Below are 13,230 nucleotides of genomic sequence, written 5' to 3'. Positions count from 1 at the left end.
ACGGTCCTCAGCGTGTGATGTCCTGCACGTGACCGGCCTTCAGTCGGAGTCGCCGGTGCGCGCGTCGCGCGACCGCCGAGTCGTGCGTGACGACGACCAGCGTGATCCCGTCGTCGAGCAACGCTTCGAGGACGGCGAGGATCTCGTCGCGCATCTGCTCGTCGAGGTTTCCCGTCGGCTCATCCGCGAGGAGCACGCGAGGTCGCTTCACGATCGCTCGCGCGATCGCCACGCGCTGCTGTTGCCCGCCGGACAGTTCACTCGGCCGATGGTCCGCTCTGTCGGCGAGCCCCACCCTCGCGAGCGCCTCGGCCACGCGGGCACGTCGCTCGTCGCGCGAGAGACGCAGCGGCTCGAGCGCCATGTCGACGTTCTCGGCGGCCGTCAGCACCGGGATCAGGTTGAACGCCTGGAAGACGAAGCCGATCTCGTGGGCACGCACGGCGGCCAATCGGCCGGCGCCCACACGGGCGAGATCCTCGCCGTCGAGACTGAGCGTTCCTGCCGTCGGGCGCTCGAGAGTGCCGAGCATCTGCAAGAGCGTCGACTTTCCTCCGCCCGTCGGCCCTTGGATGGTCACGAACTCGCCCGCCTCGATGTCGAGGTCGACGCCGTCGAGCGCCCGCACGAGGGCATCGCGGCGCCGATACGTGCGCGTGAGGTTCTGCAACCGATACAGCGGTGCAGTCGACGGGGATTCGAGCGCGGAGGTGGTGTCGTGCGTCAACGTCATCGGGTCTTCTCCTGTGTTGTGGTCGATCGGTTCGGGTCAGGCGACGGTGCGCAGGGCCTCGGCAGGGCTCAGCCGCGCGGCACGCCATCCACCGAAGGCGCCCGCGATCAGGCCACCGACGACGGCGAGTCCCACGGCTGTACCGAGCACCCAGGGGGTGACCGGGGCCTGCAGCACGATCTCGGTGGCGCTGCTCGTCGCGTTCGCGAAGAACCCACCGCCACCGCCCGCGCCACCCGGGCCGCCCTCGGGCCGACCTGCGCTGGACTCGGCGGCAGCTGAGATCGTCGGTGCCGCGAGATTCACCGCCGCGATCGCGATGAGGCCGAGCGCAAGGCCGGCAGCTCCACCGATCAGCCCTTGCACGAGAGACTCGCCGCTGACCTGTGCGACGATCCGGCGGTTGGACCATCCGATCGCCTTGAGTGTGCCGATCTCGCGGGTGCGCCGGGCAACTCCGGAGGTCGTGAAGAGGATCGCAAGACCCAGCGCGACGGCGAGCACGATGATCGACAGCCATGTGCCGAGGTTGGTGATGAGCGACGTCGCGGTTCCGAGCGACGAGGACACGCCGGCTGCGAGATCCGACTGCGAACTGACCACGGCATCGGGTACCGCTTCTTCGATCGCGGCCTGGATCGTGGTGATCGCTTCCGCCGACGCGGCGCGAACGTACACCGTCGACACCACGTCGCCGACGCCCGAGAGGGCCTGCGCGACATCGAGCGGAATGAACACGTCGGCCGCGGTGTCGGCCTCGCTCGACGTCGATGACACGATCCCGACGATCTCGAACTGCTCTCCACCGAGATCGACCGCGTCGCCGAGGCTGAGTTCGTTGGCGGCTGCGTAGGTCGCATCCACGACTGCCACGTTCGAACCGGCGTCGGTGGCCGCGAGCGCCCGCCCGTCGTCCACGGCGACCGCCGTCATCGGTCCGACTTCGGTCGAGGCCGGGTCGACACCCAGCACCGACATCGATGCGATGTCGAACGAGCCCCCGCCGAAGCCTCCCCCGGCACCGCCCCCGCCGGGCTGTCCCTGCGCGGGCTGCTCGGTCGAGCCGTCGGCCGGAGCCTCGGGCAGTTCACCCGAGAAGCTCGTGTTCGTCAGCGCGAGGGTTCCTGCAGCATCCGCGACATCGGTGACCGCGCGCACGCTCTCGACGGTGGAGGCGTCCAGTGTGGCGCGCCCCGGCTCGGACATGAGCCGCGATTGGGCGAGGGCAGCGGTGCCGTCCTCGGAGATGTCGGCTCCGCTCTCGTCGAACTCGAAGCGGGGACCTCCCCCGCCGCCGTCACCGGGTTGAGTCTGGGCGCCGGTGACGGTCAGGTCGGTTCCGACGCCGTACACGGACTCGAGCGCTTGCGCCTGCGCATCGCGCACACCGGCGGTCAAAGCGGTAACGACCATCACGAGCGCGATGGCGATCGCCAAACCCGCGGCCACGATGATCGTCTGCTTCTTGCGGCCGGCCAGTTCGCGCCGCAGATATGTGCCGTACATGCATACCCTTCCGCGACTCCGGGCGGGTCGCTGCACGACAGACGCTAGGGACCGCGCTGATGAGAGGGTGATGCGCCGTTTATGGATTCCGCATGAACGGCAACACGGGCTAGAGCCACCCGACCTTGCGGAACACGAGGTACAGGGTGGTGCTCGCGGCGACCATGAGTCCGAGCGCGAACAGGTAGCCCCACCCCCAGGCCAGTTCGGGCATGACGGCGAAGTTCATGCCGTAGATGCCGGCGATGATCGTCGGCGCGAATCCGACCGCCGCCCAGGACGAGATCTTCTTCACCTGATCGTTCTGTTCGAGGCTCGTCTGCGTCATGCGACGCATCTCCTCGTTGCGCGCCTGGTCTGAGAGTGTGGCGTCGACGGTGAGCGCGCTGTCGAGCGTCTGCCGGAACCCGGCCACGCGCGCACCCAAGTGGCGGGCATCGTCATCGAGGTCGCGGAAGGCGGGTGCCTCGCCGGTGCCGGATTCCACAGCGACGACACGCTGCAGGCGATCGAGCATGTCGACGAGCGGAACCGTCGCGTGCTGCAGCTCGACGACCTCACGCTGGAGTTTGAAGATGCGCTCCGAGACGTCGGGATCGCGCTCGAAGAGCTCGACTTCGATCTCGTCGATGTCGTTCTCGACGCCGTCGGCGACGGGACCGTAGAGGCTCACGAGATTGCGGAGCATCGCCCAGAGGGCGGCGTACGCGCCGAGTCTCACGACTTCGGGGTGCGCTTCGACCCGCTCGCGGACGGCCGGGATGTCGACGACACCGTCGTCTGCGTGGACGGTCACGAGGAAGTCACCGCCCACGAAGACACCGACCTCCGAGAACTCGACCGTTTCGGTCTCGTCCACATAGCGCGCCGGTTGGAGGGCGAGGAACGTGTGGTCGTCGAAGTGCTCGAGCTTGGCGCGCTGGTGCCCCCGCAGGCACTCGTTCACCCCGAGCGGATGGAGCCCGAGGGCGGTGCCGATCCGATGCACCTCATCATGATCGGCCGCGCGCACTCCGATCCACGCGAAGCCCCGTTGCTCACGCGCGCGGGCGATGGTCTCGAGCGGTTCGAGGCCTTCGGCTGCACGCACGCCGTCGACATAGACGGCGGTTTCGACGCGGCTCATGGCCCCTACGATACTCACAGCGCGCGCATAGCCCGCTCCATAGGTATCTCATAGGTTGACCGCCATCATGGTGTCATGTCTTCGCCTGCGCCCACCCTCACCCGCCCCGACGGCTCCGCTCTGCGGGTACTCGTCGTCGACGACGAGCAGATGCTGACCGACCTGCTCTCCATGGCACTGCGCATGGAAGGGTGGGATGTCCGCACGGCGGCGTCCGGATTCGAAGCCCTCCAGTCGGTGCGCGACTTCGAACCCGACGCCCTGGTGCTCGACATCATGATGCCCGACCTCGACGGGATGGCAGTCCTCCAACGCCTGCGTCACTCGGGCGACGACGTGCCTGTGCTGTTTCTCACGGCGAAGGATGCGGTGAGCGACCGGGTCGCCGGGCTCACCGCCGGCGGCGACGACTATGTGACCAAGCCCTTCAGCCTCGAGGAGGTCGTGGCGCGTCTGCGCGGACTCATGCGCCGCGCGGGTACCGCTCACACCAGCGGAGCCGAACCCATCCTCCGCGTCGGCGACCTGACACTGAACGAAGACAGCCACGAAGTGGTGCGGGCAGGCGAAGAGATCGAGCTCACCGCGACGGAGTTCGAGCTTCTGCGCTACCTGATGCGCAACCAGCGTCGGGTCGTCTCCAAACCTCAGATCCTCGACCGGGTGTGGAGCTACGACTTCGGCGGGCGCTCGTCGGTCGTCGAACTCTACATCTCGTACCTGCGCAAGAAGATCGATGCCGGGCGCGACCCCCTCATCCACACGGTGCGCGGCGTCGGCTACATGATCAAGGCGCCGCAGTGACCTCACCGCGTCCGGCCCGCCGCCCGTGGACCCTGCAGAGGCGCCTCATCGTCACGGTCGTCTCGATCGTCTCGCTGATCATGGTCGTCGTCGCCGTCGCCACGTCGGCGCTCCTCGGCCAGGCGCTCGAAGCCCGGCTGAACAGCCAGGTCGACTCTCTCGTGCAACGCACGCAGAGCTGGGTCCGCCCCATGCTGCAGTCCGGCATGACGGCCGCCGAGATCCTCGAGCAGCAGCCGCCCTATCCCGGCTTCTTGCTCGCAATCGAGGCCGTGGCCGGTGAACCGACCGGTGCAGTCACCGACGCCGATCGTGGCGTGATCGCCCTCACCGACGCGCAGATCGCCGAGCTTGCCGACGGCCTGGGAGCACCCTCGGCGCGGTCCGTCGCCCTCGACGGCCTCGGTTCGTTCCGGGTGACGGGGTTCCAAGTCGGCGAGGCCGTCATCGTGGTCGGGGTCTCACGCGCCGACGTCAACGCCACGATCGCGCAGATGTTCACGACCATCGGGCTGCTCACGGCGGGCGGGCTGCTGTTGCTGGCTGCCGCCACCGCATGGACGATCCGCGCCGGCCTCGCGCCGCTGCGGGATATCGCCGCGACCGCCGACAGGGTGTCACGCCAGCCGCTGGCCGAGGGCGACGTGACGATCGCGGCGCGCGTGCCCGAGGCACAGTCGGACCCCCGCACGGAGGTCGGTCAGGTCGGCGCTGCGCTCAACACCCTGCTCGACCACGTCTCGACGTCCCTGGATGCACGGCAGCGCAACGAAGAGCGGATGCGGGCATTCGTCGCCGACGCCAGCCACGAGTTGCGCACGCCGTTGGCCTCCATCCGCGGATACTCCGAACTGTCGCTGCGCGACCGCGAGCTGAGCGAGACCACACAGGCGTCCCTCGAACGGATTCAGGCGCAGTCGTTGCGGATGACCGCACTCGTCGAAGACCTGCTGTTGCTCGCGCGGCTCGACGAGGGCCAAGAGCTGGTCTACGGCGCCGTCGACCTGTCCCGGCTCGCCATCGACGCCATCGGTGATGCGCAGGTGGCTGGGGGCGACCACACGTGGCTGCTCGAACTCGATGACGAACCCGTCGTCGTCGCCGGAGACACCGGCAGACTGCACCAGGTCGTCGCCAATCTCCTCGCGAACGCACGTGTCCACACGCCGCCGGGCACCACCGTCACACTGTCAGTGAGACGCGATGACGACGAGGCGGTCGTCCGCGTCCATGATGACGGCCCCGGAATCGCACCGAGCGTGACCGATGAGCTCTTCGAACGATTTTCGCGGGCCGACCGATCCCGTGCCCGCCAGACGGGGGGAACCGGCCTCGGCCTGTCGATCGCTCGGGCGATCGCAGACGCCCACGAGGGCCGACTCGTCGTGCGCAGCGAACCGGGCGATACGACGTTCGAGCTGCGCGTTCCGGCCGCGCGACCGGCCGATCCGCCCGCCGACGAATCCGACCTCAATACCCGCTGAACGCGTCGGTCGTGAGGGAACGGGCCCTCTCGAGCGCGGGGGCGAGGTCGGCGATCAGTCCCGGCGGGCCCGAGATGTACGCGTGACGCGCCATGATGTCGGGCACCGTCTCGACCAGACCTCCGGCGTCGAGGCGCACTCCCCTCGCCCAGTGCCAATGCGCGGGGAGGTCGGCGGGGCGATCTCGTGTGAAGACGACCACCGGAACACCGGTCTGCTCGAGCTCTGCGCGGTAGGCGAGCTCGGACGCATCGGATGCGACATAGACCAGCACGACGTCGCGTTGCTCACCCGACAGATGAAGGTGCCGCAGCTGTGACACGAACGGAGTCACCCCGATGCCGGCCGCGACCATCAGGATCGGTGCCGCCGCACGAGCGGGCAACACGAAATCGCCCCACACGCCCGTCACCGGGAGCGGTGCGCCGGGTTCGACCGCGGCGAGAGCCTTCTTGTAGGAACTCTGCGGCGGTGCGTGTGGCCCGTCGACCTCGCGGAAGGCCACCGTGACGCTCGGAAGGTCCTCGGGCGCCGACGAGATGCTGAATTCGCGCCGCGTACCGCGCGCGTCCGGGTGGCGGTGCGGCACCTCGAGTTCGAGGTACTGCCCGGGAACGAACCGCAGGGGCCGCCGGGCACGGAACGTCAGCTCGCGCACCGTCGGAGTGATCTGCGCGCGTGACTCCAGGACGAGACGCACCGCCGACCGTGCGGCGAAGGCGAACGCGACGACGTTGCCGACCAGCAGCGCCCGCTCCTGCCCCAGGGTGACCGACCCCAGATCGATGGGCCATCCGGCGAGCACTCCGACGACTCCGGCGACGGTGAACTGCTGCCACCGCCGCGGCGGCATCGTCAACGGCTCCGAGAGCATGAACGCCCCGAGGAAGAGAAACGGCGACGACACGAGGATCGGAAGGAGGATGTCCCACACCTCGATGTCGACACCCGCGGCCTCGTACTGCGCGCCGGTGCGCATCACGGCGGCGCCGACGGCGACGACGACGAACACCGTGATGACCCGGATCTTCTCGGTACGCCACAGCACCGCGAGTCCGAGGAGAGCAACCGGTCCCGCCATCGCCGGCGTCCCCACCCACCACGAAGGTGATCCGAGGGCGGGTGCCGCGAGGCTCGTGAACGTCAGGACGGCAGCGCCGACGGCCGCGGGGTTCAGGATGTGGCGACCCTGCCACGCGATCACGTACTTCGACAGCGCGGCTGCGGCGGCGGCGAGCGCGATGCCGCCGAGACCTGCGGGATCGAGCGTCGGTCGCAGGATGAACAGCAAGATGAGGGCGGTGATGGCAGAGGACTCCCACCGCCACGACAGGCGAAGGACGCGATGCGCTCCGACGTCGACACCGACCGACACCACCGCCAGCACGACGGAAGTCACAAGGAGTTCGACCGGCCCCGGGCCCACTTGGCCGAACAGCGACAGCACGAGGGCGATCACGGCGAGTGCCGCGAGAGCCAGCAAGACGAGCCGATACATCGACACGCGTCCGAGCACGGCGAAGACGCGGTTCCACAGCGCGGTCAGAGCAGTCACTCCTCCACGGTAGTGCCCGCGGTGAACAGCTCGGCTCCGCACCCCGGAGACCATTCGACGCGCCCGCCTGTCGACATCCGCACCCATTCCACGCCCTGCTCGAAGGCGAATCGTGCGCCGCCCTCGAAGAACAGCGCCGTCGCGACGGCATCGGCGAGCATCGCGGTGGACGCGACCGCCCACGTGGCCGCGATCGCCCGCACCGGCTCGCCCGTGCGCGCATCCAGAACGTGGTGCAACCCGTCGCCCCATGCGCGGCGGTTGGTAGCGGACGCACACAATGCGGCATCCGTCACCTGCCAGGTGCCGATCGCCCGTGTGCTGTCGAAGGGATGCTCGAGCCCGATCCGCTCCGTGCGTCCGCGAACGGCGAGGTCACCTCCGGCATCGACGATGACGCGCGCGACGCGCGACGCGACGAGGTCGGCAACCCGGTCGACGAGCCGTCCCTTGCCCACCGCACCGACGTCGATGATCGCGGGTCGCTCGAGGGCGAGGGTTTCAGCATCCCACGTCAGCGTGTCGTGCCAATGTGCGGGGGCAGGCGCCGCGCCGATGTCCCGAAGGCTCGACGCTGCGTCATAGCCGCGGGCCGCGAGCGCCCCACCGACGAGCGGCTGGACAGCACCCCTCGTCGCGGTAGAGAGCGCGGAGTACAGGTCCAGCATCGCGACCGTGTCGACGGGAGCGGCGGCGCGGCCGCCCTCGGCGATCCGAGAGATGACCGAATCCACCCGGAACCGTGACCATTCGGCGTCGAACGTCCCGATGAGGGATGCGACGGCCCGCCGAAGGTCATCGTCGAGAGGCTCGTCGGTCTCGATCTCCCAGACGGTTCCGATCGCCTCGAACCGCCAGCAGGGTTCGGTGGTCACCGGTCAGCCCGCGGCATCCGCCTTGATCGCTTCGATCGCCTCGTTGAATCCACCACTGGTCAGTGAGGAGCCGGCCACGCGGCTCACCGAAAGTTCGTCGATGGGGGCGCCGACGACCTCGTCGGAGATCCCCCCGATGAAAGCGCTCTGGAAGCTCTCGGACTCCGGTAACTGCGGGTCGCCCTCGACCGCGACCTCGGTCACGACACCGTCGGCGAGGGTGAGGGTCACCGAGATCGTCTCCACCGACTCCGGCGTCGCGTATGAGCCGTCGGCGGTGTAGGTGCCATCGGCATACGACTCCGCGGCGTCGCCGTCGTTCGCGGGCGCGGAACATCCCGCGAAGACCGCGGCACCGGCGAGACCGACCAGCGCACCGGCGCGATGCAGCGTCGCGACCACTAGGCGGCGCCGTCGAACATGCTCGTCACCGATCCGTCCTCGAAGACCTCACGGATGGCGCGTGCCAGCAGCGGGGCGATCGGCAGAACCGTGAGGGTCGGGAAGTGCTTCTCTTCGGGAAGCGGGATGGTGTCGGTGACGACGACCTCGTCGATCGCGTCGCCGCTGAGTCTCTCGGTGGCCGGGTGGCTGAAGACGGGGTGCGTGGCGGCGACGATGACCCGCTCGGCGCCGTTCTTCTTGAGCGCCTCGGCGGCCTTGAGGATCGTGCCGCCCGTGTCGATCATGTCGTCGACGAGCAGGCAGACGCGGCCTTCGACGTCACCGACGATCTCGTTCACCGTCACCTGGTTGGCGACGTTCGGGTCGCGGCGCTTGTGGATGATCGCCAGCGGTGCACCCAGGCTGTCCGACCAGGTGTCGGCGACGCGAACGCGGCCGGTGTCGGGCGAGACGACCGTGAGCTTCTCACGATCCTCGGGCGAGAGCGTCTGCTGGAAGTACTCCAGCAACACCGGCTTGGCGAAGAGGTGGTCGACCGGGCCATCGAAGAAGCCCTGAATCTGCGCGGCGTGCAGGTCGACGCTCATCACGCGGTCGGCGCCGGCGGTCTTGAGCAGATCGGCGACCAGCCGCGCGCTGATCGGCTCGCGACCGCGCCCCTTCTTGTCCTGGCGCGAGTAGGGGTAGTACGGCATCACGACCGTGATCCGCTTGGCCGACGCGCGTTTGGCCGCGTCGAGCATGATGAGGGTTTCCATCAGCCACTCGTTGACGGGCGGGCCGAACGACTGCATGAGGAAGAAGTCGCATCCGCGAATCGACACCTCGAAACGGGTGAGGATCTCGCCCGAGGCGAACGTGCGGTACTCGGTGGGTACCAACTCGGTGCCCAGTGCGGCGGCGACCTCGGCGGCAAGACCCGCATGCGAGCGGCCGGAGGCCACGACGAGGCGCTTCTTCGTCTTGGCGATCAGGCCGGGAGCGATGTCCTGGCTCCGGTCGAGATCAACCTTCTTCTGCTTGCGACCCATCGTCCGCCTTCTGTGCGGACCGGGCCCGAGCAGCGGCGGCCGCCGCGCGGGTACCCGGTCGGTTCTTCTCGACCCAGCCGTCCATGTTGCGCTGGGGTGCGACGCTCAGGGCCAGAGCCCCCGCGGGCACGTCCTTTCGGATGACGGCCCCCGCCCCGGTCTTCGCTCCGTCTTCGATCCTAACGGGCGCGATGAACACGTTGTGAGACCCGGTGTGCACGTCGTCACCGATCACGGTGCGGTGCTTGGCGAGGTCGTCGTAGTTGGCCGAGATGGCGCCGGCGCCGAGGTTGGCGCGCTCACCGATCGTCGCGTCTCCGATGTACGACAGGTGCGGCACCTTGCTGTCCGCGCCGATCGTGGAGTTCTTCGTCTCGACGAACGTTCCGATCTTGCCTCCGTCACCGAGGACGGTGCCCGGACGCAGGTACGCGAACGGGCCGACGCTCGCGCGCGCCCCGATGACGGCGAGGGTCGCGTCGGTGCGCTTGATCGTGGCATCCTCACCCACCTCGCAGTCGACGAGCGTCGTGTCGGGACCGATCACGGCGCCGGATGCGACCGTGGTGGCTCCCAGCAGGTATGAGTCGGGAAGAACGGTGACATCAGGGGCGAGCGTCACGTCGACGTCGATCCAGGTCGTCGCCGGATCGAGGATGCTCGCACCGGCCAGCTGCCAGCGGCGCACCGTGCGGGCGTTGAGAAGTCGGGCGGCCTCCGAGAGCTGCACCCTGTCGTTCACGCCCAAAGCGGCGGCCGCATCCGGCGCGGCTTCGGCGGCGACGTCTTCGGCCGCCTCGCGCAGAAGGCCCACGACGTCGGTGAGGTATTTTTCGCCCTGGGCGTTCGCGGTCGTCACCCGTGCGAGTTGCGCCCGCAGCGACGCTGCCCGGAAGACGTACACACCCGCGTTGATCTCGGTGACCGCCGCCTCGGCGGGCGTGGCGTCCTTCTGCTCGACGATGCGGGTCACTGTGCCGTCGCCGTCGCGGATGACGCGCCCATAGCCGGTCGCATCGTCGAGGACGGCGCTCAGCAGGGTCGCCGCGGCCGAGCGCGCGCGGTGGGTCGCGAGCAGGCGATCGAGGGTCTCGGCATCCAGCAAGGGCACGTCGCCGCTCAGAACGAGGATGTCGCCCTCGAAATCGGGGATCGCGGCCAAGGCGACCTCGACGGCGCGACCCGTTCCCGGCACGTCATCCTGGTCGACCACGAGCGCAGCCTCGTCGATGCGCGCGACGGCCTCGGCGACGCGGTCCCGTTCGTGTCGTACGACGACGAGCACCGACTCGGGCGCCAGAGCCCGTGCGTGGTGCAGCACGTGGCCGACGAGCGGGAGCCCACCGATGGGGTGGAGCACCTTCGGGAGGGTCGACTTCATCCGTGTGCCCTGACCTGCGGCCAGGACCACCACCGCCAAGGGCGCAGGGGTTGCTGTCATGCTCCGCCGCCAGGATTCGAACCTGAACCTCACAGCTCCAAAGGCTGTCGTGCTGCCGTTACACTACGGCGGACCGGACGCGTGAGCGCCCCCCTCAAGTCTGCCATGACCCGAGGTGGTGGAATGATGGACGCGTGCCACAGGGGTCTGACGAAGTCGATCGGATCGTCGAGGCGTGGGTCGCACAGCGCCCTGATCTCGACTTCTCTCCGCTCGAGGTGCTCTCGCGCGTCGACCGTCTGTCGCGCCACCTCGACCGCGCCCGTCGCGACGCGTTCCGGCGCAGCGACCTCGAGCCATGGGAATGGGACGTGCTGTCCGCCCTCCGCCGCGCGGGTGAGCCTTTCCAGCTGAGCCCGAAGAACCTCCTGCAGCAGACGCTCGTCTCCAGCGGCACCATGACGAATCGCATCGACCGTCTGGTCGCGCGCCGGCTCGTGCGACGCGAGTCCGATCCGGCCGACGGTCGGAGCGTGCTGGTCACCCTCACCGATGACGGGCGCCTGCGGGTGGATGCCGCGATCACACGCCTGGTGGATGCCGAGGCCGAACTACTGGGCGCACTCTCGCGGGCGGACCGCGAGCGTCTCGCCGGGCTGCTGCGCAAACTCAGCCTCGGCTTCGACTCCTGATGTTCAGCGAGGGTCTGCAGCGCGAAGAACAGCCTGGCTCAGATAGATGAATTATCTCGCTTGATCTGGCTTTTCTCTGGCCCGAGAATGTCGGAGGCCCTCGGCAGAATAGAGGTATGGACGCACTGCTCGATCACCTCGAAGAGTCCATCGAGCACGCACGCGGGCACGTCGCTGACGCCCTGGGCGAAGGGCGGATCATCGATGCGACCGACGCACAGGTCACGCGAGCTCTGACGTTGGCCGCCGAACTCCAGCGACTGACCGACGCGGTGCTCGTCGCGGCGACAGGCGAGGTCTCGCGCCGATCGAACCAGACCGATCGCGAGATGCGCCTCACCTCCCGGATGGGGTGCCACTACGTCTCCGAGCTCGTCCAGCGACTCACCCTGTGCTCGGCATCGACAGCGGCGCGCCTCCAGCGGGCCGCGAAGCCAACGATGGCGCGCGTGTCGCTGGCGGGCACCGCTCTCCCAGGCACACTGCCCGCCCTTCACACCGCGATGCTCGAAGGTGTCGTCGGCATCGACGGAGCGCTCGCCGTGGCGGGCCCGCTCGGCCAAGTGACGCAGCGAGTGCCTCACGAGAGCGTGCTCGCCGCCGACGACGTGCTCGCGTCCGTCGCGCGGGGCGAGGGCCCGGACGGTGCGCCGGCGCCACCGGCCGACCTCCTGAAGATCCAGGCGCAGACATGGGCGATCTACCTCGACCAGGACGGCGCCGAACCGCGCGAAGAGAAAGCCCTCAGGGTTCGAGGCGTGACGCTCGGGCGGGAGCGCGACGGCGTCGTGCCGATCAGCGGCAACCTCATGGTCGACGTGGCGAAGCAGTTCGAGGCGATCTGCGACGCGGTCACTTCACCTCGCGTCGGCCACGAGCGCGGTGTGACCTTCCGCCCGCGCGATGAGGTCAGCGACGAGACCGACGCCGACGGCTCCGAGTTCCGCGCCGACACCCGCACCCCGGCCCAGAAGCGCCACGACGCGCTCGCGACCGCGCTCAGCGTCGCCGCATCCTCCGCGCTGCTGCCGACGATCGGCGGCGCCGCGCCGACGTTAGTCGTCACCGTGCGGCAGGAGGACCTCACCGAAGGGCGCGGATGGGCGCATATCGGCACCGAGCCGGTGTCGCTACAGGCTGCGATGCACGCCGGGTGCGCGGACGTCATCCAACGGGTCGCCACCGATCCCGGCGGACGCATCGTGAGGCTCGGCACCGAAGAGCGTGTGTTCAACCGCCGCCAGCGCCGGGCGATCGCGGTGCGCGACGGCGGGTGTGTGATTCCCGGATGCGGCGTCCCCGCCGCGTGGTGCGAGATCCACCATGTGATCGAGCACGCGCACGGCGGCCCGACCCACACGGACAACGGCGTGCTCCTCTGCTGGTATCACCACCGCCACCTGGCGAATCACGGATGGCAGATCCGCATGCGAAACGGCATCCCCGAAGTCAAGCCGCCACCCTGGGCCGAGCGCGTTCCCCGATTCCGACCGACCACGACGTCGCCGACGCGCCTCCTCGCTGCGCTTCCCCGGCGGACATGACGGGCGTTGGCTGCGACCGCTTCCCGTGGGCGCGGCATCGCGGTGCGCTCAGAACAGCGCGGAGCTACGTGCTACGCCGGCTCCCGCCTTGCCG

Annotated in this window: 12 protein-coding genes and 1 tRNA gene; 4 read left to right on the top strand and 9 right to left on the bottom strand. The window is 69.1% G+C overall.

Going from position 1 to position 13,230, the window contains the following annotated elements; all coding sequences use genetic code 11:
• Window positions 1–7: 7 nt before the first annotated feature.
• The 3 genes from ACFQZV_RS06915 to ACFQZV_RS06905 form a co-directional block, all read right to left on the bottom strand.
• Window positions 8–733: an ABC transporter ATP-binding protein gene (locus tag ACFQZV_RS06915; protein WP_378750355.1), complete on the bottom strand. Its 726-nt coding sequence runs from the start codon at window positions 731–733 to the stop codon at window positions 8–10.
• Between the two features lie 36 nt (window positions 734–769).
• Window positions 770–2,239 carry an ABC transporter permease gene (locus ACFQZV_RS06910; RefSeq protein WP_378750357.1) on the bottom strand — a complete coding sequence of 490 codons (1,470 nt, stop codon included), beginning with the start codon at window positions 2,237–2,239 and terminating at the stop codon, window positions 770–772.
• A 109-nt stretch (window positions 2,240–2,348) separates the two neighbouring features.
• Complete coding sequence (locus ACFQZV_RS06905; protein WP_378750359.1) at window positions 2,349–3,365, bottom strand: magnesium and cobalt transport protein CorA; 1,017 nt, start codon at window positions 3,363–3,365, stop codon at window positions 2,349–2,351.
• A 75-nt stretch (window positions 3,366–3,440) separates the two neighbouring features.
• Here ACFQZV_RS06905 and ACFQZV_RS06900 point away from each other — a divergent pair, with 75 nt between their 5' ends.
• Window positions 3,441–4,169: a response regulator transcription factor gene (locus ACFQZV_RS06900; protein ID WP_378750361.1), complete on the top strand. Its 729-nt coding sequence runs from the start codon at window positions 3,441–3,443 to the stop codon at window positions 4,167–4,169.
• Window positions 4,166–5,653 carry a sensor histidine kinase gene (locus ACFQZV_RS06895; protein WP_378750363.1) on the top strand — a complete coding sequence of 496 codons (1,488 nt, stop codon included), beginning with the start codon at window positions 4,166–4,168 and terminating at the stop codon, window positions 5,651–5,653. The genes ACFQZV_RS06900 and ACFQZV_RS06895 overlap by 4 nt, the downstream gene beginning before the upstream one ends.
• Here the strand turns inward: ACFQZV_RS06895 and ACFQZV_RS06890 are convergent.
• From ACFQZV_RS06890 to ACFQZV_RS06865, 6 genes are all read right to left on the bottom strand, one after another.
• A complete protein-coding gene (locus ACFQZV_RS06890) occupies window positions 5,640–7,208 on the bottom strand; it encodes an FAD-dependent oxidoreductase (RefSeq protein ID WP_378750365.1) in 1,569 nt (522 codons plus the stop codon). The genes ACFQZV_RS06895 and ACFQZV_RS06890 overlap by 14 nt on opposite strands.
• Window positions 7,205–8,083: an FAD:protein FMN transferase gene (locus tag ACFQZV_RS06885; RefSeq protein ID WP_378750367.1), complete on the bottom strand. Its 879-nt coding sequence runs from the start codon at window positions 8,081–8,083 to the stop codon at window positions 7,205–7,207. Before ACFQZV_RS06885 ends, ACFQZV_RS06890 begins: the two co-directional genes overlap by 4 nt.
• 3 nt (window positions 8,084–8,086) lie before the next feature.
• Window positions 8,087–8,485, bottom strand: a complete 399-nt coding sequence (locus tag ACFQZV_RS06880) for an FMN-binding protein (RefSeq protein WP_378750369.1) — start codon at window positions 8,483–8,485, stop codon at window positions 8,087–8,089.
• Entirely contained in the window at window positions 8,485–9,519 is a 1,035-nt protein-coding gene (locus ACFQZV_RS06875; protein ID WP_378750371.1) for a ribose-phosphate diphosphokinase, read from the bottom strand. Before ACFQZV_RS06875 ends, ACFQZV_RS06880 begins: the two co-directional genes overlap by 1 nt.
• Entirely contained in the window at window positions 9,494–10,960 is a 1,467-nt protein-coding gene (gene glmU, locus ACFQZV_RS06870) for a bifunctional UDP-N-acetylglucosamine diphosphorylase/glucosamine-1-phosphate N-acetyltransferase GlmU (RefSeq protein WP_378750373.1), read from the bottom strand. Before glmU ends, ACFQZV_RS06875 begins: the two co-directional genes overlap by 26 nt.
• Before the next feature lies 1 nt (window position 10,961).
• Window positions 10,962–11,033: transfer RNA gene (locus tag ACFQZV_RS06865), tRNA-Gln, on the bottom strand.
• A gap of 61 nt (window positions 11,034–11,094) precedes the next feature.
• Here ACFQZV_RS06865 and ACFQZV_RS06860 point away from each other — a divergent pair.
• Window positions 11,095–11,592, top strand: a complete 498-nt coding sequence (locus tag ACFQZV_RS06860; RefSeq protein WP_378750375.1) for a MarR family winged helix-turn-helix transcriptional regulator — start codon at window positions 11,095–11,097, stop codon at window positions 11,590–11,592.
• A gap of 116 nt (window positions 11,593–11,708) precedes the next feature.
• Window positions 11,709–13,136: an HNH endonuclease signature motif containing protein gene (locus ACFQZV_RS06855; protein ID WP_378750377.1), complete on the top strand. Its 1,428-nt coding sequence runs from the start codon at window positions 11,709–11,711 to the stop codon at window positions 13,134–13,136.
• Window positions 13,137–13,230: the final 94 nt, after the last annotated feature.

Origin of the sequence: Microbacterium koreense (assembly GCF_042677105.1) — a bacterium.
Lineage (GTDB): Bacteria > Actinomycetota > Actinomycetes > Actinomycetales > Microbacteriaceae > Microbacterium > Microbacterium koreense.
Note: the sequence above shows the minus strand (reverse complement) of the source record. Positions and strands in the feature narration are given on the sequence as shown.